This is a genomic window from Pseudomonas sp. BMS12 (genome assembly GCF_001592875.1).
Lineage (GTDB): Bacteria > Pseudomonadota > Gammaproteobacteria > Pseudomonadales > Pseudomonadaceae > Aquipseudomonas.
Window position 1 is genome coordinate 179,135 of sequence record NZ_LSOF01000009.1, and the last position, 23,782, is coordinate 202,916.

Here is a 23,782-nt window from a genome sequence, read left to right on the forward strand (position 1 = left end):
GCCGGACAGCGCCAGCACGATACCCACGCACAGGCCCAGCAGGCTGCGCGGCAGGCGGATCTGGCCGAGGATCAGCTCGGCCTGCTGCAGTCCCTCGCCATCGACGGGCAGGCCGAGCAGGCGCAGCGCGGCCAACAGGGTATCGCCCAACGGCAGGCTGACCGGCCCCAGGGCCAGCGACAGCCAGAATGCGAGCAGCAGCAGAGCACCCATTGCCAGCAGCAAGGGGCGCGGTCGGAACACAGGATTCATCAGTCGGCTTCGGCGGTCAGGGCGTGCGCGGAAGGATAAAAGGCCGCAGACAACTCGGCCAGCCCCTCGGGCAGACGCGGCCCCAGGCCGCCGACCAGCAGGGTCGGGTCGAGCGTCAGCAGACGCCCGTCACGCGCCGCGCGGGTCTGCAGCAGCACCGGGTTTTGCTGCAGCAAGGCCTGACGCGCCTCGTCGCCGTGCAGGCTGCGGTCGGCGAAGATCACCACCTGCGGGTCCATGGCCAGCAGCGCCTCGTTGGAGATCGGCTTGTAACCGCTGTGCGAGGTCGGGCTGTGCCCACCGGCATGCTCGATCAACCACACCGCCAGGCTGTCCTTGCCGGCAGCCAGGAGGTTGCTGCCGGCATGACCCAATAGCATCAGCACCCGTGGCGCTGCTTGTTGTGCCTGCGCCTGCGCGACCCGCTCGGCCTGCAACTGCAGGCTCTGGCGGTAGGCGGCCACCAGCTCGCGAGCCTTGGCGGGCGTGCCGAGCAGCTCGCCCAGGCGCAGCACATTGCCTTCCAGCACCGCCAGCTCAGGCTTGGCCGAAAAGCTCTCGATGCGAACACCGGCGGCCTTGAGCTGGGCGATGACCGGCGGCGGGCCCATTTCCTCGCTGCCGATGAGGATATCCGGGTGCAGCGACAGCACCCCCTCTGCAGACAGCGCGCGCTGGTAGCCAATGCTCGGCAGCTGGCGCAACGACTGCGGGTGCAGGCTGGTGGTATCGACACCGACCAGCTTGCTTTCCCCCCCTAGGCGCACCAGCCATTCGGAGAGCGAGCCACCGGAGCTGACCCAGCGCTGCGGCAGGTCGGCGGCGCCGGCAGTGAGGCTGAGCAGCAGACCACCACCCAGCGCGAGAACTCTGGCCAGGCGCATATCAGACCTCCAGGGCGGCAGTGGCTTCGGCCAGCTCGCGCCAGTCGCCACGCTCGGGAATGCCCGGCTTGCGCGCACCGAACAGCTGCAGCACCAGCTCGCCCTCTGCGTCGAAGGCCTCGTAGCTGGTGATGATGCCGTCACTGCTGGGCTTGCGCACACGCCACAGCTCGACCACGCCCGGCGTCTTCAGGTGCAGGTTGAATTCGGGGTCGAGCACGTTGAACCAGTCGCCCATCCAGCGCAGGTTGCTGACCGGGCCGGAGTGGATCTGGATGCAGTGCGGGTTGCCGACGAAGACCATGATCGGTACTTCACGCGCGCCGGCCTCTTCCAGCAGTCTGGGCAGTTCGGCGCTGGCCAGCGGCTCGGCCCACTCTCGGCCGGCCAGGCGCAGGGCCTGGGTACGGGCCACGTCGTGGCGCTTGAGCATGGCGAAGAAGTGGTGGGTGTCCTTCAGCGCGGCCCAGTCGGCGCGCAAAACCGTGGCATCCACCTCGGCATCGGCGCGTAGCGCTTTACGTTCAGGCAACGGCTGCAGGGCCAGCTCGGCGCTCTGCTCCTCGGCACGAAAGCGCTCAACCAGTGGCGCCCAGGCTGCCTCTTCACTTGTCGCGGTGAGGTAAACCTTGTGCACGGCGGTGCCTTGGCGGTCGAACACCTGAATGCTGCGCTGCACGCCACGCTCGGTGTGTTCGGCGACGGCGAACACGCTGCTCCAGCCGGACAGGAACAGACGCAGATCGATGTCGGCAGACACCACCAGGCCCATCTGGCCATTACCCATCACCGAAACATCCCGGTAGTAGCCCTTGCGCTCGTGCACGCAATGCTCGTTGCGGGTCAGCGCCATGATGTAACCCAGCTCACCGAGCGCCGGCAGCAACGCGGCCCACTCCGGGCACAGGCGCACGGTATCCACGCCGAGCCGGCTGGCGGTCAGCTCGGCCTCGCTGACGCCGAGCCTGGCGGCGGCATCGCGGGCGCGCAGGCCGGTTTGTTCGGTTCGCAGGTTCTGCCAGCGCTGGTAAAGCGAATCGGCGGCAATGTTGTCGGGCAGCGTGGATAGGCTCATGACGTTCCTCGAAATGGCTAGATGACGGCCGAAGCACCCCCACCCCGGACAGAGGAAGGCGGCGCCTCACATGAAGCGAATGAGCGCAGGCTACATCAACGACAATTACTTTCCAATGCTTGTGAGAACTATTTGCATTTAAGAAATGCATTCAAGTAACGTGCGTCCGCCAATTCAACCGGCCCCCAGAGCCGTATCGCGGGAGTACAGCCATGTTCAAACCACCCTTCGCCCTGCGCCCATGGATGGCGCTGCTACTGCTCAACCCATCGCTGGCGCTCGCCCAGGATGCCGATACCTCCAGCACCGCCACCGAACTTGCCGCCACACAAGTGGTTGGCCAGGGTGTCGAGCAGTCGCTGCCAACCACCACCAAGACCAGCGCCGAAACCCTCGACCAGCGCCAGATCCGCAGCTTCGATGATCTCGGCCAGCGCGCCGAGCCGGGGGTGAACTACAGCCGCACCACGGAGAGCATCAACATTCGCGGCCTCGACCGCGACCGCGTGCTGACCACCATCGATGGCATCCGTGTGCCGTGGCTGACCGACGGCGCGCGCAGCCAGGGCCCGACCGGCGGCGCCCAGGGTGGCCTCGACTCGGTCGACTTCAACGGCCTGTCCTCGGTGGACATCGTGCGTGGCGCCAACTCCAGCGCGGTCGGCTCCGGCGCGCTGGGCGGCGCGGTCCAACTGTTCACCCTCAACCCCGAGGACCTGCTCGGCGACGGCAAGGACTTCGGCAGCCTGGTCAAGAGTGACTACGACAGCGCCGACAACAGCTGGGGCCTGAACGGCGCCCTCGCCGGCCGCTACCAGGACACCGCCTGGCTGTTGCAGGCCGGCCAGCGCCTGGGGCATGAGCTGGAAAGCAGCGGCAGCGACAACAGCTACGGCACCTCGCGCACTGCGGCCAACCCCGCCGACAGCGAACAGCAGAGCCTGCTGATCAAGCTGCAGCAGCGCTTCGCCGGCGGTCACAAGCTCGGTTTCACCGGCGAGCTCTTCGAGCGCGAGAACGACATCGACAGCCGCACTAACCAGGGCAGCACCTACCTGCTCGGCGAAAACAGCACCGACGAGCACGTCAAACGCCAACGCCTGTCGCTCGACTACGCCTTCCGTGCAGAGGACGACAGCAGCCTGATCGACAGCGCCAACGCCATCGCCTACTGGCAGAAGCTGCGCCGCCACGATGACCAGACCGGAATTCGCACCGTCAGCGACTCGCGTGCCGCGATCCCTGACTTCGTCTTCGGCCCCAGCGGCAACCCGTACAAATACCCGAGCGGCGCCTTTGGCCGCGACAACCAGATCGAGAAGGAGCTGTACGGGGTTTCCGGCGACATCGGCAAGACCTTCTCCGTCGCCGGCCTGCCAAACACCCTGACCTTGGGGGGCGAGCTGTACCGGGTCGACACCGAGCAGGTCTCCGAGGGTTACGACAACTGCCCGGCCGTGCTCAACGAACTGATGGGCCCCAGCGCCTGCAGCTTCCTGCACACCAACCAGGCCGACATGCCCAAGGCCGAAGGCACCCTGTGGGCGCTCTATGCCAGCAACGAGATCAGCTTCGCCGACGGCCTGATCAAGCTGACTCCCGGCCTGCGCTACGACCACTACGAACAGAACCCACAGGCCAGCAGTGACTTCGCCAACAACATCAACCCGGCCAACGATCAGACCCTGGAGACCAGCTCGGACCACAAGCTCTCCGGCAGCCTGCTGCTGACCTGGCAGGCGGCTGAGCAGGTGCTGCTCTACGCCCAGTGGGCGCAGGGCTTCAAGGCCCCGGACGCCACCCAGCTGTACATGAACTACGGCGCCGAGGGCAGCTACCTGCGCCTGGGCAACAGCGAGCTCAAGCCAGAAGAAAGCAACGGCTACGAGATCGGCGCGCAACTGGGTGACGAGCAGCTGGGCGGCTCGATCAGCCTGTTCGACAACCACTACAAGAACTTCATCGACGACGACGTGGCCATGGCTGCTGCCGACCTGGCCGCCATCGGCCTGGACACGGCCGACTACCCCTACGGCGTGACCCGCTCCGAGAATCGCGCCAAGGTGCAGATCTACGGCGCCGAAGTGGCGGCGCACTGGCAGTTCGTGCCGCACTGGCAGCTGTGGGGCTCGGTGGCCTGGGCCAACGGCGAGGATCGCCAGACCAACCAGCGCCTGAGTTCGGTCGCGCCCATCACCAGCCTGCTCGGCCTCAGCTACGCGCGTGACCAGTACGGTGCCGACCTGATGCTGCGAGCGGCCGCTGCCCGCGACAAGGTGGAAACCGACGGCGACTTCGAGGCACCCGGCTACGGCGTGGTCGACATGACCGGCTGGTGGCAACCCGCCGAACTGAAGGGCGTGAAACTCCAGGCTGGCCTGTTCAACGCCTTCGACAAGAAATACTGGAATGCCCTCAACGTGCCCACGGGCGCGCTCGCCCAACCAGACGACTACTACAGCGAGGTCGGGCGCAACTTCCGCGTCTCCGCCTCCTGGCAGTACTGAGCTTCATCCCGGCGCAAGGATGCGCCCCCTCTTCTCTTGAGGGATAATCCGCCACCACGTTGCTGGAGGTTGTGATGGTCCTTCTCTGCACCCCGGGCGAGCTGGTCGAAGGCCAGAGCCGGGGCTTTTCCCTCGATGGCCTGCAGGTACTGGCGGTACGCCGCGAAGGCCAGGTCTACGTCTACCGCAACCGCTGCCCGCACCGCGACCTGAATCTGGAATGGCGCGCAGACGACTTCCTCGACGCCAGCGGTAGCATGCTGCAGTGCAGCCACCACGGCGCGCTGTTCCTGATCGAGAGTGGCGAGTGCGTGACCGGGCCCTGCGCCGGGCAATCCTTGCAGTCCTTGCCCTGCCGGGAAGACAGCGACGGTATCTGGATCGAGCCTTAGGCTTGGCGCGGCGCTACCAGCAGAGCTTGCGCCTACTCCAGTACGTCCAGACGCCGCAGCAGGCGCACTGCCTCGGGCGTGATATCGACGCCATAGGCCAGCACCTCGACCCCTGCCGCTTTCGCTTCGCGCAGGGCCGCCGCATAGGCCGGGTCGATCTCCTCGGCCACGCGCACCGCCTCGATGCCGGCCAGGTTCACGCAGTACAGCAGCACCGCGCGCATGCCCTGGCGCGCCAACGCGGCCAGTTCACGCAAGTGCTTGGCGCCGCGCGTGGTCACCGCATCGGGGAAGGCCGCCACGGCCGAGTCGGCAAAGCCCAGGGTCACGCTCTTCACTTCGACAAAGACAGACTCGCCTGGATAATCGAGGCGAAAGTCCGCCCGGCTGTTCTCCTCGCCATAACGCACCTCGCGCTTGAGCTCGCTGAAGCCGGCCAGCTCGCCGATCACCCCGGCGCGCAGGGCCTCTTCCACCAGGCCATTGGCGCGACCGGTGTTCAGGCAAGCCAGGCGCCCGTGCGGGGTCTCGCCCAGTTCCCAGGTGCCCTTGAGCTTGCGCTTAGGGTCGTCATTGCGGCTGAACCAGACCCGCCCACCTGCGCTCAGGCAGTTGAGCATGGAGCCGGTGTTGGGACAGTGGATGGTCAGCGGCCCGCTGGCCGTCTCGATATCGGCGAAGAAACGCTTGTAGCGTTTGACCAGGTGCCCTTCTTCCAGCGGCGGATCAAAGCGCATCGGGCCTCCAGGTCTTGACCCCTCGGGCGATGCGTTCGACTGCCTGCTCCAGCCGTTCCAGGTTCTGCGTGTAGGCGAAGCGTACATGGTGGCCAGCCAGGTGGCGACCGAAATCCAGGCCCGGCGTGAAGGCGACGTGCTCGGTTTCGATGAAGTGGCGGCAGAAGGCATAGGCGTCGCCGCCGAATGCGGAGATGTCGGCGTATAGATAGAAGGCGCCCTCCGGCTCCACCGCGATCTTGAAGCCCAACTCGCGCAGGGCCGGCAGCAGGTAGTCGCGACGGCGCTGGAACTCGTGGCGACGCTCTTCGAGGATGCTCAGGGTTGCCGGTTCGAAGCAGGCCAGCGCGGCGTACTGGGCCATGCTCGGCGCGCTGATGTAGAGGTTCTGCGCCAGCTTTTCCAGCTCCGGCACCGCGTTCTCCGGCGCTACCAACCAGCCCAGGCGCCAGCCGGTCATGCCGAAATACTTGGAGAAACTGTTGAGGACGAAAGCCTCGTCATCGACCTCCAGCACGCTGCTGGCGTCACAACCATAGGTCAGGCCGTGGTAGATCTCGTCCACCACCAGGTGCCCGCCACGCTGCTTGATGCTGGCCGACAGTGCCGCCAGTTCATCCTGGTGCAACAAGGTGCCGGTAGGGTTGGCCGGCGACGCGACCAGGGCGCCGACGCTGTCGCCGTCCCAGCAGCGCTCGACCAGTTGCGGGGTGAGCTGGTAGCGGCTCTCGGGGCCGACCGGCACCAGCTGCGCGGCCCCCTCGACCAGACGCAGAAAGTGCCGATTGCAGGGGTAGCCGGGGTCGGCCAGCAGCCAGTGCTTGCCCGGATCGACCAGCAGGCTAGCGGCCAGCAGCAAGGCGCCGGAGCCGCCAGGCGTGATGAGGATGCGCTCAGGGCTGATCTGCACGCCGTAACGCTCGGCGTAGAAGCCGGCCAGGGCTTCGCGCAGCTGCGGAATGCCACGTGCCGCCGTGTAGCGGGTGTGACCGGCAGCCAGCGCGGCCTGCCCGGCCTGGACGATAGGCGCTGCCGTGGTGAAGTCCGGCTCGCCGATCTCCAGATGGATCACATCGTGACCGGCCGCCTGCAATTCGTTGGCCCTGGCCAGCAGGGCCATGACGTGGAAGGGTTCGATGGCGCGACTGCGCCCGCTGTAGGGCTGGGCCATTGGCCTTCCTTTATCCGGGAAAAGGAGTGATTCTAACCAACTGCCCGTCAGCCATGACAACCGGGAGTAGCATCGTCGGAATTGATCTGGTAAGTTCGCCGGCTTGCAGCCGCAGGGCCGGCGAATTTGCTGGCAAAGGAACAGATCCTGCGCAATGGATCAGAGAAAGTGAGAGGCGGTCATCCATGCCCACCAAAGCAAAACAGAACGGCAGTCAGCTGATTCGTGGCTTCGAACCCTATAAAGAGAAAAAGGGCGAGGAGTACATGAGCGATCCGATGCGAGCTCACTTCACCAGCATCCTCAACAAATGGAAGCTGGAGCTGATGCAGGAAGTGGATCGCACCGTGCACCACATGCAGGACGAAGCAGCCAACTTCCCGGACCCGGCCGACCGTGCCAGCCAGGAAGAAGAGTTCAGCTTGGAACTGCGCGCCCGCGACCGCGAGCGCAAGTTGATCAAGAAGATCGACGAGACCCTGCAGCTGATCGAAGACAACGAGTACGGCTGGTGCGACTCCTGCGGCGTGGAAATCGGTATCCGCCGCCTGGAAGCCCGCCCCACCGCGACCCTGTGCATCGACTGCAAGACGCTGGCGGAAATCAAGGAAAAGCAGCTCGGTTCCTGATCGGAATCGCAGTTACACGACGGGGCGCTCAGGCGCCCCGTTTGCATTTGTGGGGCTGGCATTCGCCAGCACCAGCCGATAGCCTCCCGCCTCATGAACGACTCCGCCTATATCGGGCGCTTCGCCCCCACCCCGAGCGGCTACCTGCACTTCGGCTCGCTGGTGGCTGCCCTCGCCTCCTACCTGGATGCCCGCAGCGTCGGCGGCCGCTGGCTGCTGCGCATGGAAGACCTCGACCCACCGCGCGAGGTGCCCGGCGCCCAGGACGCCATCCTGCATAGCCTGGAGGCCTACGGTTTCGAGTGGGACGGCGAGCTGGTGCGCCAGAGCGACCGTCACGCAGAGTACGCCGTGCTGATCGAGCGCCTGTTCAACCAGGGCCTGGCTTATGCCTGCACCTGCTCGCGCAAGCAGCTGGAAGGCAGCGGCGGCATCTATCCCGGCACCTGCCGCAACGCCGGCCACCCCGACCGCGACGCCGCCATCCGCCTGCGCGTACCGGAGCTGGAGTACCGCTTCACCGACCGCGTGCAAGGCGAATTCCGCCAGCACCTGGGCCGCGAGGTCGGCGACTTCGTCATCCGCCGCCGCGACGGCCTGTTCGCCTACCAGCTAGCAGTGGTGCTGGACGACGCCTGGCAAGGCATCACCGACATCGTGCGCGGCGCCGATCTGCTCGATTCCACCCCGCGCCAGCTGTACCTGCAGGAGCTGCTCGGCCTGCACCAGCCGCGCTACCTGCACGTGCCGCTGATCATCCAGCCGGACGGCCACAAACTGGGCAAGAGCTACCGCTCGCCGCCGCTGCCGGCCGATCAGGCCGCGCCCTTGCTCAACCGCGCCTTGCGCGCTCTCGGCCAGCAACCGCCAGCCGAGCTGAATGGCGCCACACCGCGCGAAGTACTGAACTGGGCCATCGCCCACTGGAGTACCGCACGCATCCCGCGCAGCCGCACCCTAGCCGAGGCGCAAATCCGCTAACCGCCGGAACCGCTGGCCGCGGCACATCCGGACTCCAGCCCTCGGCGCTTTTCCATTACCATCCACCACAACTCCCCGCGGACCTATTCCATGTACATCTACCGACTGGTGCTGATTCTGGTGGTGGGCATCTATCTGTTCTCCCCCGCCATCATGGACTGGTGGATCGACCCGAGCGGCGCCTGGTACCGGCCCTACCTGCTGTGGCTGATCCTCATCGTGGTAACCCTGATCCTGCAGAGTCAACGCGATGCCGATGAGCTTTGATCTCAGCCAGCTGATCCTGATCAGCTGCGCTTATCTCCTGATGTTGTTCGGCGTGGCCTGGGTCAGCGAAAAAGGCCTGATCCCGCGCTGGGTAATCCGCCATCCGCTGACCTACACCCTGTCGCTGGGCGTCTACGCCAGCGCCTGGGCCTTCTATGGCACGGTGGGCCTGGCCTACCAGTACGGCTTCGGCTTCCTCGCCAGCTACCTGGGCGTGACGGGCGCCTTCCTGCTGGCACCGGTGCTGCTCTACCCGATCCTGCGCATCACCCGCACCTACCAGCTTTCGTCGCTGGCCGACCTGTTTGCCTTCCGCTTCCGCAGCACCTGGGCCGGCGTGCTGACCACCCTGTTCATGCTGGTCGGCCTGCTGCCGCTACTGGCCCTGCAGATCCAGGCCGTGGCCGACTCCATCGGCATCCTCACCCGCGAGCCACTGCAGGATCGCTTTGCCCTCGGTTTCTGCGCCCTGATCACCCTGTTCACTATCCTCTTCGGTGCCCGCCATATCGCCACCCGCGAGAAGCACGAGGGCCTGGTGTTCGCCATCGCCTTCGAATCGGTGGTCAAGCTGCTGGCCATCGGCGGCATCGGTCTGTACGCGCTGTATGGCGTGTTCGGCGGCCCCGGCGAGCTGGAGCAATGGCTGCTGCAGAACCAGCACGCCCTCAACGAGCTGCACACGCCGCTGCAGGAAGGCCCCTGGCGCACCCTGCTGCTGGTGTTCTTCGCCTCGGCCATCGTCATGCCGCACATGTACCACATGACCTTCACCGAGAACCTCAACCCGCGGGCCATCGTCAGCGCCAGCTGGGGCCTGCCGCTGCTCCTGCTGCTGATGAGCCTGTCGGTGCCGCTGATCCTCTGGGCCAGCCTCAAGCTCGGCGCCACCACCAACCCGGAATACTTCACCCTGGGCCTGGGCCTGGCCGTGGGCGACCGCAGCCTAGCGCTGCTGGCCTATGTCGGCGGCCTGTCGGCCTCCAGCGGGCTGATCATCGTCAGCACCCTGGCGCTGTCCGGCATGGCCCTCAACCACCTGGTGCTGCCGCTGTACCAGCCGCCGGCCGAAGGCAATATCTACCGCTGGCTGAAGTGGACCCGGCGCGGCCTGATCATCGCCATCATCGCCGCCGCCTATGGTTTCTACCTGCTGCTCGGGGCGGAACAGGACCTGGCCAACCTTGGCATCGTCGCCTTCGTCGCCACCCTGCAGTTCCTCCCGGGCGCCCTCTCGGTGCTGTACTGGCCGACCGCCAATCGCCGCGGCTTCATCGCCGGCCTGCTCACCGGCATTCTGGTGTGGACCCTGAGCATGCTGGTCCCGCTGGTCAGCAATCTGCAAAGCGTGCACCTGCCGTGGTTCGACATCGTCTACATGCTCGACGAGAACAGCTGGCACTACGCGGCGGTCGGTTCGCTGGCCGCCAACGTGCTGGTGTTCACCCTAGTCTCGCTGTTCAGTGAAACCAGCGACGAGGAAAAAAGCGCCGCCGAAGCCTGCACCGTGGACAACGTACGCCGTCCGCAGCGCCGCGAACTGGTGGCCGCATCGCCGCAGGAATTCGCCAGCGAACTGGCCAAGCCGCTCGGCGCCGTCACCGCGCAAAAGGAAGTGGAGCGCGCCCTGCGCGACCTGCATCTGCCTTTTGATGAACGTCGCCCCTACGCGCTGCGCCGTTTGCGCGACCGCATCGAGGCTAACCTCTCCGGTCTGATGGGCCCCAGCGTGGCCCAGGATATGGTCGAGACCTTCCTGCCCTACAAGGCCGGCAGCGAGGCCTATGTCAGCGAGGACATCCACTTTATCGAGAGCCGCCTGGAGGACTACCAGTCGCGCCTCACCGGCCTGGCTGCCGAGCTCGACGCCCTGCGCCGCTTCCATCGCCAGACCCTGCAGGACCTGCCCATGGGCGTGTGCTCCCTGGCCAAGGACCAGGAAGTGCTGATGTGGAACCGCGCCCTGGAAGAGCTCACCGGAGTCAGTGCACAACAAGTGGTCGGCTCGCGCCTGCTCAGTCTCGACGAGCCCTGGCGCAGCCTGCTGCAGGACTTCATCGCCCAGGGCGAAGAGCACCAGCACAAGCAACACCTGGCCCTGGACGGTGAAGTGCGCTGGCTCAACCTGCACAAGGCCGCCATCGACGAACCACTGGCGCCCGGCAACAGCGGCCTGGTACTGCTGATCGAGGACGTTACCGAAACCCGCGTGCTGGAGGACCAGCTGGTGCACTCCGAGCGCCTGGCCAGCATCGGTCGCCTGGCCGCCGGCGTGGCCCACGAGATTGGCAACCCGGTCACCGGCATCGCCTGCCTGGCGCAGAACCTGCGCGAGGACCGCGAAGAAGACGAGGAAATGGTCGAGCTGAGCGGGCAGATCCTGCAGCAGACCAAGCGCATCTCGCGCATCGTGCAGTCGCTGATGAACTTCGCCCACGCTGGCGCCCAGCAGCAGGCCGAGTACCCGGTGAGCCTGGCCGAAGCAGCGCAGGATGCCATCGGTCTGCTGTCGCTCAATCGCAATGGCACCGAAGTGCAGTTCTTCAACCTGTGCGACCCCGAGCACCTGGCCAAGGGCGACCCACAACGCCTGGCCCAGGTGCTGATCAACCTGCTGTCCAACGCCCGCGATGCTTCGCCACCCGGTGGTGCCATCCGCGTACGCAGTGAAGCATCGGAGCAGAGCGTCGAGCTGATCGTCGAGGACGAAGGCACGGGCATTCCCCAGGCGATCATGGACCGCCTGTTCGAGCCGTTCTTCACCACCAAGGACCCCGGCAAGGGCACCGGTTTGGGGCTCGCGCTGGTCTATTCGATCGTGGAAGAGCATTATGGACAGATCACCATCGACAGCCCGGCCGACCCGCAAAGCCAGCGCGGAACCCGATTCCGCGTTACTCTGCCGCGCTATGTCGAAGCGACGTCCGTAGCGACCTGAGTAGTGACCTAAGAAGCCGAGCGGCGCAAACCGCCGGATTCCGAGACCGTCGAGAGAGAGTCAATGCCGCATATCCTCATCGTCGAAGACGAAACCATCATCCGCTCCGCGCTGCGCCGCCTGCTGGAACGCAACCAGTACCAGGTCAGTGAGGCCGGCTCCGTGCAGGAAGCTCAGGAACGCTTCAGCATTCCCAGCTTCGACCTGGTGGTCAGCGACCTGCGTCTGCCCGGCGCTCCCGGTACCGAGCTGATCAAGCTGGCCCAAGGCATTCCTGTGCTGATCATGACCAGCTATGCCAGCCTGCGCTCGGCAGTGGACTCGATGAAGATGGGCGCGGTGGACTACATCGCCAAGCCTTTCGACCACGACGAAATGCTCCAGGCCGTGGCGCGCATCCTGCGCGACTTCCAGGAAGCGCGGCGCAATCCGCCCAGCGAGGCGCCGAGCAAATCCGCCGGCAAGAGCAATGGCGCCGCCGCCGAAGGCGAAATCGGCATCATCGGTTCCTGCGCGGCCATGCAGGATCTCTACGGCAAGATCCGCAAGGTTGCCCCGACCGATTCCAACGTACTCATTCAGGGTGAGTCCGGCACCGGCAAGGAGCTGGTTGCCCGCGCCCTGCACAACCTCTCCAAGCGCGCCAAGGCACCGCTGATCTCGGTGAACTGCGCGGCCATTCCGGAAACCCTGATCGAGTCGGAACTGTTCGGCCACGAAAAAGGCGCCTTCACCGGAGCCAGCGCCGGACGCGCCGGCCTGGTCGAGGCGGCCGACGGCGGCACCCTGTTCCTCGACGAAATCGGCGAACTGCCGCTGGAAGCCCAGGCGCGCCTGTTGCGCGTACTGCAGGAAGGCGAGATCCGCCGGGTCGGCTCGGTGCAGTCGCAGAAGGTCGATGTACGCCTGATCGCCGCGACCCACCGCGACCTCAAGACCCTGGCCAAGACCGGCCAGTTCCGCGAAGACCTCTACTACCGCCTGCACGTCATCGCCCTCAAGCTGCCGCCACTGCGCGAGCGCGGCGCCGATGTCAACGAGATCGCCCACTCCTTCCTCGCCCGCCAGTGCAGCCGCATGGGTCGCGAAGGCCTGCGCTTCGCCCAGGATGCAGAACAGGCCATTCGCCACTACCCCTGGCCGGGCAACGTGCGCGAGCTGGAGAACGCCATCGAGCGCTCGGTGATTCTCTGCGAAGGCATGGAAATTTCCGCCGAACTGCTGGGCATCGACATCGAGCTGGATGACCTGGAAGACGACGACTACGGCTCGCAATCCAGCCAGCAGAACGCCAGCAACAACCATGAGCCGACCGAGGATCTGTCGCTGGAAGACTATTTCCAGCACTTCGTGCTCGAACACCAGGACCACATGACCGAGACCGAGCTGGCGCGCAAGCTCGGCATCAGCCGCAAGTGCCTGTGGGAACGTCGTCAGCGCCTGGGCATTCCGCGACGCAAGACCGGCGCGGCCGCCGGCTCCTGAGTCGAGGGTCGGTGACAGATGTGTGCGGCAAAGGTTCCGCACCTGTTACCCCAATCCAACATCACGTAACAAAAGCCGGGTTCATCGGTAACGAGAACCCGGCTTTTTTCTGCCCATCGCTCACGCCAGAAACTCGTAAACCATTGAAAATAAAGGATTCACAAAAACTGGCACGGCTTCTGCTTTATCTCTGGCACAACAACAATAACAACGCTCGAAACCTCAAATAATAAAAACAATACAGAACGACTCCAGCACAACAAAAACAACAACGCGGAGGCGCAGCTAACTGATTCTTTTGGAGAGGATTTGCCTTCGAGGTTCGCCTCACGACCAGGCCGAGAACAACAAAAACTGCACTAAAGCAGCGCCTACCCTGGTTGGGTCACGGAAAGATCAAGGCAGCATCAGCATCCAAAGCAATCCGTTTGCTCCTGGTACCCGGATGGGGTTACCAACAACGGGCCGAAAACAAAAACAACAGGCCCGCAAAAATAACAAAAACAAAGCACGCACCTATTTGGGGGGGAGCTTCGGCTCCCCCAGTAGCTTCAGTCCCCTCGTCATCCCCAGCCTGCCTTTACCCTCATTCCCTCTCCCGATGCTAGAATCCGCGCCATTCGTGTGGCTGAAGGTATTTCCAGCCGTCTATTCCTGCAAACAGTGCCCCTCATGCTGAAAAAGCTGTTCAAGTCGTTTCGTTCGCCACTCAAGCGCGCCGCTCGCCCGCGCAGCACGCCGGAAATTCTCGGCCCGCACCAGCACTCGCTGCAACGCGGCCAGTTCAGCCGCAATGCCGTAAGTGTGGTGGATCGCCTGCAGAAGGCCGGCTATCAGGCCTATCTGGTCGGCGGCTGTGTGCGCGACATGCTGCTCGGCATCCAGCCCAAGGACTTCGACGTCGCCACCAGCGCCACTCCCGAGCAGGTCCGTGCCGAGTTCCGTAATGCCCGGGTGATCGGCCGCCGCTTCAAGCTGGCCCACGTGCATTTCGGCCGCGAAATCATCGAAGTGGCCACCTTTCGCAGCAATCACCCCCAGGGCGACGAGGAGGAAGACAGCCACCTGTCCTCGCGCAACGAGAGCGGTCGCATCCTGCGCGACAATGTCTACGGCAGCCAGGAAGACGACGCCCAGCGCCGCGACTTCACCATCAACGCCCTGTACTTCGACGTCAGCGGCGAGCGCATACTGGACTACGCCCACGGCGTACACGACATCCGCAATCGCCTGATCCGCCTGATCGGCGACCCCGAGCAACGCTATCTGGAAGACCCGGTGCGCATGCTCCGCGCCGTGCGTTTCGCTGCCAAACTCGACTTCGATATCGAGAAGCACAGCGCTGCGCCGATCCGTCGCCTGGCGCCAATGCTGCACGACATCCCGGCTGCACGCCTGTTCGACGAGGTGCTCAAGCTGTTCCTCGCCGGCTATGCCGAATACACCTTCGAGCTGCTGGTCGAATACGACCTGTTCGCGCCGCTGTTCCCGGCCAGCGCCAAGGCCCTGGCGCAGAACCCCGAGTACACCGGCAAGCTGATTCGCCAGGCCCTGGCCAACACCGATGAGCGCATCGCCCTGGGCAAGCCGGTCACCCCCGCCTTCCTCTTCGCTGCGCTGCTCTGGCCGGCCCTGCCAGCCCGCGCTGCGCTGTTGCAGGCGCGCGGCATGCCGCCGATCCCGGCCATGCAGGAAGCCGCGCACGACCTGATCAGCGAGCAGTGCAAGCGCATCGCCGTACCCAAGCGCTTCACCCTGCCGATCCGCGAAATCTGGGACATGCAGGAGCGCCTGCCACGTCGCCAGGGCAAGCGCGCCGATCTGCTGCTGGAAAACCCGCGCTTTCGCGCCGGCTATGACTTCCTTCTGCTGCGCGAAGAAGCCGGCGAGCAGACCGGAGGTCTGGGCGATTGGTGGACCGACTACCAGGACGCCAGCGACAGCGAGCGCCGCGCCATGATTCGCGACCTCAGCAGCCGCCCGGACGAAGGCGGCGACGCCCCGGCCCGCAAGCGTCGCCGTGGCGGCCGCAATCGCAAACGCGGGCCGCGCAGCGACGCTCCGGCCGGCGAATAAGATGGAACGGGTGTACATCGGCCTCGGCAGTAATCTGGCCGAGCCGCGCCAACAGCTACAGGCGGCGCTGAACGCCCTAGCCGAGCTGCCACACAGCCGCCTGGCCGCCACCTCCTCCTTCTATGCCAGCGACCCGCTCGGCCCGCCGGATCAGCCGCGCTACGTCAATGCCGTGGCCGCGCTGGACACCGAGCTCGCACCACTCGAGCTGCTCGACGCCCTGCAGCGCATCGAGCTGGAGCAGGGCCGGGTGCGCAAGGCCGAACGCTGGGGGCCGCGGACCCTGGACCTGGATATTCTGCTGTTCGGCACGCGCCAGCTCGCCGAGGAACGCCTGACCGTGCCGCACTACCATATGCATGCCCGAGCCTTCGTCCTCTACCCGCTGGCCGAGATCGCCCCCGAGCTGCAGCTGCCCGATGGCCGTGCCCTGCAGCAACTGCTGGCGGCCTGCCCCTATGTCGGCCTGGAACGCCTGTCCGACTAGGTCCGCCGCGCTGCGGTAACGCCGTAACAGCGCGGTAACACCCCACGATTGACTTCATGCACCCTCATCGGGACTATAGGCGTCCCGTTGCCCACAGGCGGCGCACACAGCGCCGTCCATAGAGGCCGAGAGCAGGTGCCACAAGTGCCGGAATCCGGCCCGCTGATGAGGATTCGTTGATGCCTGATACAACCGTAAGCACCCTCCTGGGCCTCAAGCAGAAAGGCGAGAAGATCGCCATGCTGACCGCCTACGACGCCACCTTCGCCCAGGCAGCCTGCCAGGCCGGGGTGGAAGTGCTGCTGGTGGGCGATTCCCTCGGCATGGTCCTGCAGGGCCACGACAGCACGTTGCCGGTCTCCGTCGCGGACATGGCCTACCACACCGCCGCAGTCAAACGCGGCAACCAAGGCGCGCTGATCCTCACCGACCTGCCGTTCATGGGTTACGCCACCCTGGAGCAAACCTTCGCCAGCTGCGCAGCGGTCATGCAAGCCGGCGCCCACATGGTCAAGCTGGAGGGCGCCGGCTGGCTGGCCGAGCCGATCCGCCAGCTCGCCGAGCGCGGTGTGCCGGTGTGCGCCCATCTGGGCCTGACCCCGCAGGCGGTCAACGTGTTTGGCGGTTTCAAGGTACAGGGCCGTGGCGATGCCGCCGCCCGCCAGCTGCGCGCCGACGCCATGGCCCTGGAACAGGCCGGCGCGGCCATGCTCCTGCTCGAATGCGTGCCCAGCGAGCTGGCCGCCGAAATCACCCAGGCGGTGAAGATTCCAGTGATCGGTATCGGCGCGGGCAGCGCCACCGACGGCCAGGTACTGGTCATGCACGACCTGCTCGGCCTGGCGCTGACCGGCCGCACACCCAAGTTCGTGAAGAACTTCATGGAAGGCCAGCCCAGCGTGCAAGCGGCATTCGCCGCCTATGTACGTGCCGTGAAGGACGTCAGCTTCCCTGCCGAGGAGCACGGATTCTCCGCATGAACACCGTCAAGACCGTACTGGACCTGCGCGCCGCCGTCGCGCGTGCGCGTAGCGAAGGCAAGCGCATCGCCTTCGTGCCGACCATGGGCAATCTGCACGCCGGGCATATCGCCCTGGTCGAGAAGGCCCGCCAGCGTGCCGACTTCGTGGTCGCCAGCATCTTCGTCAATCCGCTGCAGTTCGGCCCCCAGGAAGACCTGGCCAGCTACCCGCGCACCCTCACCGCCGACCAGGAGAAGCTGCTTGGCGCCGGCTGCCACCTGCTGTTCCATCCGGATGTCGAGGAGATGTACCCGCACGGTATGGACGGCCAGACTCGCGTCAGCGTGCGCGGTGTCTCCGAGGGCCTGTGCGGCGGCAGCCGTCCCGGCCATTTCGACGGCGTCGCCACCGTGGTGACCAAGCTGTTCAACATGGTGCAGCCGGATATCGCCGTATTCGGCGAGAAGGATTTCCAGCAACTGGCGGTGATTCGCACCCTGGTGCGCGACCTGAACCTGCCGATCCAGATCGTCGGCGAGCCCACTGCCCGCGCCGAAGACGGCCTGGCCCTGTCCTCGCGCAACGGCTACCTGGACGAGACACAGCGTGCCACGGCGCCGGTGCTGTATCGCACGCTGACGCAGCTGGCCGAAGCCATCCGCGGCGGTGAACGCGACTACCCGCGCCTGCTCGAACAGGGCAAGTCCACGCTGGAGGCCGCCGGCCTGCGCCCGGACTATCTGGAAGTGCGCGACAGCAACGACCTGCGCCCTGCCACTGAGGCCACTCGCCAGTTGGTGATCCTGGTCGCCGCCTTCCTCGGCAAGACCCGCCTGATCGACAACCTGACGTTCGAGCTGTAATCCCGCGCAACGAGTCGCCTGAACCTGGCGCATACCGTTAAACTCGAAGCCCGGAACCTTCCGGGCTTTTTATTGCCCGAACGCCGCACAAGCAGAACAAGGAACACGCCGCCCATGGGGTATTACCAGCAGCCGCTCGACGTCACCAGCCTGCCATCCTGGCAGGCCCTGCTTCAGCACCGCCAGGCCATGCAGGGCTTCAGCATGCGCGAGGCCTTCGCCAATGACGGCAGGCGCTTCGAGCACTTCTCCATGAGCAGTTGCGGCCTGTTTCTCGATTACTCGAAGAACCTGATCGACGCACAGACCCGCACCCTGTTGGTCCAACTGGCTCGCGAGGCCGGTCTGCAGGAGGCCATTGACGCGCTGTTCGACGGCGCCCCGGTGAACGCCTCCGAGCAGCGTCCGGCCCTGCACACTGCCCTGCGTCGCCCCTTCGGCGACTCCGTCGAAGTCGATGGCGTCGACATCATGCCCGAAGTGCATCGGGTACTCGGACAGATGACCGACATCGTCGGGCGCATCCACAGCAACCTGTGGCGTGGCTACAGCGAGAAGGCCATCACCGACGTGGTGAACATCGGTATCGGTGGTTCCTTCCTCGGCCCGCAGCTGGTCTCCGAGGCGCTGCTGCCCTTTACCCAGCGCGGCGTGCGCTGCCACTACCTGGCCAATATCGACGGCAGCGAGTTCCACGAACTGGCCGCCAAACTGAATGCCGAGACCACGCTGTTCATCGTCTCCAGCAAGTCCTTCAGCACCCTGGAGACCCTGAAGAACGCCCAGGCCGCGCGCACCTGGTACCTGGCCCGTGGCGGTACCGAGGAGCGCCTGTATCGCCACTTCATCGCGGTGACCAGCAACAAGGAAGCGGCCATCGCCTTCGGCATCCACGCCAACAACATCTTCCCGATGTGGGACTGGGTCGGTGGGCGCTACTCGCTGTGGTCGGCTATCGGCCTGCCCATCGCCCTGGCCATCGGCATGTCCAATTTCAAGGAGCTACTGTCCGGCGCGCACAGCATGGACATGCATTTCCGCACCGCCCAGTTCGAGCAGAACATGCCGGTGCTGCTGGCCCTGCTCGGCATCTGGTATGGCAATTTCTGGGGTGCGCAGAGCCACGCGATCCTGCCGTACGACCACTACCTGCGCAACATCACCAAGCACCTGCAGCAGCTGGACATGGAATCCAACGGCAAGAGCGTGCGCCAGGACGGCAGCCCGGTAAGCTGCGCGACCGGCCCGGTGATCTGGGGCGGCGTCGGCTGCAACGGCCAGCACGCCTATCACCAGTTGCTGCACCAGGGCACCGAGCTGATTCCGGCCGACTTCATCGTGCCGGTGGTCAGCTACAACCCGGTGGCCGACCACCATCAGTGGCTGTACGCCAACTGTCTGTCGCAGAGTCAGGCGCTGATGCTCGGCAAGACCCGCACCGAGGCCGAGGCCGAGCTGCGTGCGCGCGGCGCCGATGAGGCCGAAGTGCAGCGCCTGGCGCCGCACAAGGTGATCCCCGGCAACCGGCCGAGCAACACCCTGGTGCTGGAGCGCATCAGCCCACGCCGCCTGGGCGCTCTGGTCGCCATGTACGAGCACAAGGTCTTCGTGCAGAGCGTGCTGTGGGGCATCAACGCCTTCGACCAATGGGGCGTCGAGCTGGGCAAGGAGCTGGGCAAGGGCGTCTACCAACGCCTCACCGGCTGGGACCAGCCACCCGCCGAAGACGCCTCGACCCAGGGTCTGATCGATTTCTTCCGCGGCCGGCACCGCGGTTGACAGACACCAACCCGACGAACCCGGCCCTGTGCCGGGTTCGTGCTTTGTGGAGTGTTCTAAAGTGGAGGGGTAGTCCGAATGCGGGTTGAACCGCGCAGTCGCTTGGATGCACCCTAGCCCCATCGCGAACGACAACAAGAAGGCCCAAGCCATGTTCGAAATCACTCGCCACCCCGTGCCCGATGCCGTGCGCCAGCGCGCCCTGCTGGACAACGCGGGTTACCTGCAGCTGTACCAACAGTCCATAGAACAACCGGAAGCGTTCTGGAGCGAGCAGGCCAACAGCTTCCTCGACTGGTTCAAACCCTGGGACGAACTGCACCGCAGCGACCTGGCCAAGGGCGAGGCCGAGTGGTTCAAGGGCGGTCAACTCAACGTTGCGCACAACTGCATCGACCGCCATCTGCAAAAGCGCGGCGAACAGATCGCCATCATCTGGGAAGGTGACAACCCGGCCGAATCCGCGCACATCACCTACAACAAGCTGCACCACAACGTCAGTCGCCTGGCCAACGTGCTGAAGAGCCGCGGCGTGCAGAAGGGCGACCGGGTGTGCATCTACATGCCGATGATCCCCGAGGCCGCCTACGCCATGCTCGCCTGCACGCGCATCGGCGCCATCCACTCGGTGGTGTTCGGCGGCTTCTCCCCGGACGCCCTGCGCGACCGCATCCTCGATGCCGACTGCCGCACGGTGATCACCGCCGATGAAGGCGTACGCGGCGGCAAGTACATTCCGCTGAAGAACAATGTCGACAAGGCCCTGCAGAGCTGCCCCAGCGTTTCCACCGTACTGGTGGTCGAACGTACCCAGGGCGAGATCGACTGGGTGGAAGGCCGCGACCTCTGGTATCACCAGGCCCTCAAGGACGCCAGCGGCGACTGCCCGGCCGAACCGATGGATGCCGAGGACCCGCTGTTCATCCTCTATACGTCGGGATCGACCGGCAAACCCAAGGGCGTGCTGCACACCACCGGCGGCTACCTGCTGGGCGCGGCGATGACCCACAAATACGTGTTCGACTACCACGAGGGTGACATCTACTGGTGCACCGCCGACGTCGGCTGGGTCACCGGACACAGCTATATCGTCTATGGTCCGCTGGCCAACGGCGCCACCACCCTGATGTTCGAGGGCGTGCCCAACTACCCGGACGCCTCGCGCTTCTGGCAGGTGATCGACAAGCACCAGGTCAACATCTTCTACACCGCGCCCACCGCCCTGCGCGCGCTGATGCGCGAGGGCGAGGCACCGGTCAAGGCCACCGAACGCACCAGCCTGCGCCTGCTCGGCAGCGTCGGTGAACCGATTAACCCCGAAGCCTGGGAGTGGTACTACAACGTGGTCGGCGACCAACGCTGCCCGATCGTCGACACCTGGTGGCAAACCGAAACCGGCTCGATCCTGATCACCCCGCTGCCTGGCGCCACTGAGCTCAAGCCCGGCTCGGCCACCCGCCCCTTCTTCGGCGTGCAACCGGTGCTGCTCGACGAGCAGGGCAAGGAGATCGAAGGGGCAGGCAGCGGCGTACTCGCCATCAAAGCCAGCTGGCCGAGCCAGATTCGCAGCGTCTACGGCGATCACCAGCGCATGATCGACACCTACTTCAAGCCCTACCCCGGCTACTACTTCACCGGCGATGGCGCGCGCCGCGACGAGGATGGCTACTACTGGATCACCGGCCGGGTGGACGACGTGATCAACGTTTCCGGCCACCGCATCGGCACCGCCGAAGTGGAGAGCGCCCTGGTGCTGCACGACGCAGTGGCCGAGGCGGCGGTGGTCGGCTACCCGCACGACCTCAAGGGCCAGGGCATCTACGCCTACGTCACCCTGATGAAGGGCAGCGAGCCGTCCGAAGCCCTGCAGAAGGAGCTGCTGGCACTGGTCGGCAAGGAGATCGGCAGCTTTGCCAAACCGGAGCTGATCCAGTGGGCACCGGGCCTGCCGAAGACCCGCTCGGGCAAGATCATGCGGCGCATCCTGCGCAAGATCGCCTGCAACGAGCTGGAGAACATGGGCGACACTTCGACCCTGGCCGATCCTTCCGTGGTCGACAACCTGATCGAACAGCGCCTGAACCGCTGAGGGTAGAATGGCGACCCCCTCGCAGGAGCCGCCTACCCATGGAGTTCGTCCGTCGCAAGATCGAAGCCCAGGTGCTCAGTCTCAGTGGCATCGCCCTCGGCCAGATCGACTTCAGCCAGCCACCCGGCGACCCTGGCCTGTTCGGCCCGCAGTCTGTGTGCTGGCAAGTGCACGGCGACTTCACCAGCATGATGGTCGGCGGCATCTCCGCTCTGCTGCTGCAGGCCCTGCACCCGCTGGCGCTGGCCGGCGTGTGGGATCACTCGAATTTCCGCGAGGACCTGATCGGCCGTCTGCGCCGCACCGGGCAGTTCATCTCCGGCACCACCTTCGGCTCCACCCGCGATGCCGAATGGCTGATCGACAAGGTACGCACCATCCACCTGCAGGTAGTCGGCAGCGCACCCGATGGCCGCCCCTATGCGGCGAGTGACCCGGCGCTGCTGACCTGGGTGCACGTGGCCGAAGTCTCCAGCTTCCTCGCAGCGCACCTGCGTTACCGCAACCCGCAGCTGAGCGAAGCCGATCAGGACCGCTACTACGCCGAGGTCGCACTGATCGCCGAACGCCTGGGCGCCGAAAACGTGCCGCGTTCGCGCTCCGCGGTAGCCGCCTACCTCGCCGAGGCCCGCCCGCAACTGCTCTGCGATGAACGCTCGCGGGAAATCCTGCGCATCCTCAAGGGCGCACCGGCCCCCAGTGCGCTGGCAGTACCGGTAGGCAGGCTGCTGATGCAGGCTGGCGTCGACCTGCTGCCGGACTGGGCTCAGGCCATGCTCGACACCCGCATCGGCGCAGTGCAGAGCCGCGCCATCCGCAGCGGCGTCAACAGCCTGGCACCGACCCTGCGCTGGGCGGTACGTGGTGGCGCCGTGCATCGCGCCCGCCAGCGCCTGGGCCTGCCAGCCAGGGGCTGACCGGCCAGTTCGCGTGCTGGTCGCGGCGGAACAGGCTATGCCACCATAACGCCCCCGTCGCGCCTACACTGCGCAGCCCGAATTCGAGGAGCCTGTCATGCAAGAAGTCGTCATCGTCGCCGCCACCCGTACCGCCATTGGCAGCTTCCAGGGTTCCCTGGCCAACGTGCCGGCCGTCGACCTGGGCGCCGCCGTGATCAAGCAGCTGCTGGCACAAACCGGCCTCAACCCGGCCGAAGTCGATGAAGTACTGCTCGGCCACGTACTCACCGCCGGCGCCGGGCAGAACACCGCGCGCCAGGCCGCAATCCAGGCCGGCCTACCGCACGCCGTACCGGCCATGACCCTGAACAAGGTCTGCGGCTCGGGCCTCAAGGCCCTGCACCTGGGCGCCCAGGCGATTCGCTGCGGCGACGCCGAGGTAATCATCGCCGGCGGCATGGAGAACATGAGCCTGGCGCCCTACGTCATGCCTGCCGCCCGCACCGGCCTGCGCATGGGCCACGGTAAGCTCATCGACACGATGATCCAGGACGGCCTGTGGGACGCCTTCAACGACTACCACATGGGCATCACCGCCGAGAACCTGGTCGAAAAATACGGCATCAGCCGTGACGCCCAGGATGCCTTCGCCGCCGCCTCGCAGCAGAAGGCCTGCGCCGCCATCGAGGCCGGGCGCTTCGCCGATGAAATCACCCCGGTCCTGATCCCCTCGCGCAAGGGCGATCCGGTCAGCTTCGCCACCGACGAGCAGCCGCGCGCCGGCACCACCGCCGAATCCCTGGGCAAGCTCAAGCCGGCGTTCAAGAAGGACGGCAGCGTCACCGCCGGCAACGCCTCCAGCCTCAACGACGGCGCCGCCGCCGTACTGCTGATGAGCGCCGAGAAAGCCAAGGCCCTCGGCCTGCCGGTGCTGGCCAAGATCGCCGCCTACGCCAATGCTGGCGTCGACCCTGCAATCATGGGCATCGGCCCGGTGTCGGCGACCCAGCGCTGCCTGGAGAAGGCTGGCTGGCAGCTGGCCGACCTCGACCTGATCGAAGCCAACGAGGCCTTCGCCGCCCAGGCTCTGTCGGTGGGCCAGGAGCTGGGCTGGGACGCCAGCAAGGTCAACGTCAACGGTGGCGCCATCGCCCTAGGCCACCCGATCGGCGCCTCCGGCTGCCGGGTGCTGGTGACCCTGCTGCACGAGATGCTCAAGCGCGACGCCAAGAAGGGCCTGGCCACCCTGTGCATCGGTGGCGGCCAGGGCGTAGCGCTGGCGATTGAGCGCTAAAGGTTACGCCCAACG

Annotated in this window: 20 protein-coding genes; 15 read left to right on the top strand and 5 right to left on the bottom strand. The window is 65.8% G+C overall.

Going from position 1 to position 23,782, the window contains the following annotated elements:
- The 3 genes from AYB31_RS22015 to AYB31_RS09970 all read right to left on the bottom strand — a co-directional run.
- On the bottom strand, positions 1–198 hold a 198-nt coding region (locus AYB31_RS22015), incomplete at its 3' end, for an iron chelate uptake ABC transporter family permease subunit (RefSeq protein WP_236715536.1).
- A gap of 53 nt (positions 199–251) precedes the next feature.
- A complete protein-coding gene (locus AYB31_RS09965; protein WP_068828200.1) occupies positions 252–1,136 on the bottom strand; it encodes a heme/hemin ABC transporter substrate-binding protein in 885 nt (294 codons plus the stop codon).
- Position 1,137: 1 nt separating this feature from the next.
- On the bottom strand, positions 1,138–2,211 hold the full coding sequence (locus tag AYB31_RS09970) for a hemin-degrading factor (RefSeq protein WP_068828202.1): 1,074 nt from the start codon (positions 2,209–2,211) through the stop codon (positions 1,138–1,140).
- A 212-nt stretch (positions 2,212–2,423) separates the two neighbouring features.
- Between AYB31_RS09970 and AYB31_RS09975 the strand changes: the two genes are divergently transcribed.
- Both AYB31_RS09975 and AYB31_RS09980 read left to right on the top strand, forming a co-directional pair.
- Positions 2,424–4,718: a TonB-dependent hemoglobin/transferrin/lactoferrin family receptor gene (locus tag AYB31_RS09975; RefSeq protein ID WP_068828204.1), complete on the top strand. Its 2,295-nt coding sequence runs from the start codon at positions 2,424–2,426 to the stop codon at positions 4,716–4,718.
- A gap of 74 nt (positions 4,719–4,792) precedes the next feature.
- Positions 4,793–5,110, top strand: coding sequence for a Rieske (2Fe-2S) protein (locus tag AYB31_RS09980; protein ID WP_068828205.1), 318 nt, complete (start codon positions 4,793–4,795; stop codon positions 5,108–5,110).
- Positions 5,111–5,142: 32 nt separating this feature from the next.
- Here AYB31_RS09980 and sfsA read toward each other — a convergent pair whose 3' ends face one another.
- Together sfsA and AYB31_RS09990 are read right to left on the bottom strand one after the other, a co-directional pair.
- The gene (gene sfsA, locus AYB31_RS09985) at positions 5,143–5,847 is read right to left on the bottom strand and encodes a DNA/RNA nuclease SfsA (RefSeq protein WP_068828207.1); all 705 of its coding nucleotides are present in this window, start codon (positions 5,845–5,847) and stop codon (positions 5,143–5,145) included.
- Positions 5,837–7,018 (bottom strand): pyridoxal phosphate-dependent aminotransferase, encoded by a 1,182-nt coding sequence (locus AYB31_RS09990; protein WP_068828209.1) that lies wholly within the window; start codon positions 7,016–7,018, stop codon positions 5,837–5,839. The genes sfsA and AYB31_RS09990 overlap by 11 nt, the downstream gene beginning before the upstream one ends.
- Before the next feature lie 185 nt (positions 7,019–7,203).
- On the opposite strand from AYB31_RS09990, the gene dksA reads away from it, so the two are divergent.
- The 13 genes from dksA (at position 7,204) to AYB31_RS10050 (ending at position 23,767) form a co-directional block, all read left to right on the top strand.
- On the top strand, positions 7,204–7,647 hold the full coding sequence (dksA, locus tag AYB31_RS09995) for an RNA polymerase-binding protein DksA (protein ID WP_068828211.1): 444 nt from the start codon (positions 7,204–7,206) through the stop codon (positions 7,645–7,647).
- A gap of 93 nt (positions 7,648–7,740) precedes the next feature.
- The gene (gene gluQRS, locus AYB31_RS10000; RefSeq protein WP_068828213.1) at positions 7,741–8,628 is read left to right on the top strand and encodes a tRNA glutamyl-Q(34) synthetase GluQRS; all 888 of its coding nucleotides are present in this window, start codon (positions 7,741–7,743) and stop codon (positions 8,626–8,628) included.
- Positions 8,629–8,718: 90 nt separating this feature from the next.
- The gene (locus AYB31_RS21480) at positions 8,719–8,895 is read left to right on the top strand and encodes a hypothetical protein (RefSeq protein WP_153020693.1); all 177 of its coding nucleotides are present in this window, start codon (positions 8,719–8,721) and stop codon (positions 8,893–8,895) included.
- Entirely contained in the window at positions 8,879–11,833 is a 2,955-nt protein-coding gene (locus AYB31_RS10005; protein ID WP_068828215.1) for a sensor histidine kinase, read from the top strand. The genes AYB31_RS21480 and AYB31_RS10005 overlap by 17 nt, the downstream gene beginning before the upstream one ends.
- A 63-nt stretch (positions 11,834–11,896) precedes the next feature.
- Complete coding sequence (locus AYB31_RS10010) at positions 11,897–13,318, top strand: sigma-54-dependent transcriptional regulator (protein ID WP_068828217.1); 1,422 nt, start codon at positions 11,897–11,899, stop codon at positions 13,316–13,318.
- 672 nt (positions 13,319–13,990) lie between these two features.
- Positions 13,991–15,394 carry a polynucleotide adenylyltransferase PcnB gene (locus AYB31_RS10015; protein WP_068828219.1) on the top strand — a complete coding sequence of 468 codons (1,404 nt, stop codon included), beginning with the start codon at positions 13,991–13,993 and terminating at the stop codon, positions 15,392–15,394.
- 1 nt (position 15,395) lies between these two features.
- Positions 15,396–15,881, top strand: a complete 486-nt coding sequence (gene folK, locus AYB31_RS10020) for a 2-amino-4-hydroxy-6-hydroxymethyldihydropteridine diphosphokinase (protein ID WP_068828221.1) — start codon at positions 15,396–15,398, stop codon at positions 15,879–15,881.
- Positions 15,882–16,060: 179 nt separating this feature from the next.
- Positions 16,061–16,861, top strand: coding sequence for a 3-methyl-2-oxobutanoate hydroxymethyltransferase (panB, locus tag AYB31_RS10025; RefSeq protein WP_068828222.1), 801 nt, complete (start codon positions 16,061–16,063; stop codon positions 16,859–16,861).
- Positions 16,858–17,706: a pantoate--beta-alanine ligase gene (panC, locus tag AYB31_RS10030; RefSeq protein ID WP_068828224.1), complete on the top strand. Its 849-nt coding sequence runs from the start codon at positions 16,858–16,860 to the stop codon at positions 17,704–17,706. Before panB ends, panC begins: the two co-directional genes overlap by 4 nt.
- 114 nt (positions 17,707–17,820) lie before the next feature.
- Positions 17,821–19,485: a glucose-6-phosphate isomerase gene (pgi, locus tag AYB31_RS10035; protein ID WP_068828226.1), complete on the top strand. Its 1,665-nt coding sequence runs from the start codon at positions 17,821–17,823 to the stop codon at positions 19,483–19,485.
- A gap of 151 nt (positions 19,486–19,636) precedes the next feature.
- On the top strand, positions 19,637–21,574 hold the full coding sequence (acs, locus tag AYB31_RS10040) for an acetate--CoA ligase (RefSeq protein ID WP_068828317.1): 1,938 nt from the start codon (positions 19,637–19,639) through the stop codon (positions 21,572–21,574).
- A 38-nt stretch (positions 21,575–21,612) separates the two neighbouring features.
- Positions 21,613–22,491, top strand: coding sequence for an oxygenase MpaB family protein (locus AYB31_RS10045; RefSeq protein ID WP_068828228.1), 879 nt, complete (start codon positions 21,613–21,615; stop codon positions 22,489–22,491).
- Between the two features lie 97 nt (positions 22,492–22,588).
- Positions 22,589–23,767 carry an acetyl-CoA C-acetyltransferase gene (locus AYB31_RS10050; RefSeq protein WP_068828230.1) on the top strand — a complete coding sequence of 393 codons (1,179 nt, stop codon included), beginning with the start codon at positions 22,589–22,591 and terminating at the stop codon, positions 23,765–23,767.
- Positions 23,768–23,782 lie beyond the last annotated feature (15 nt).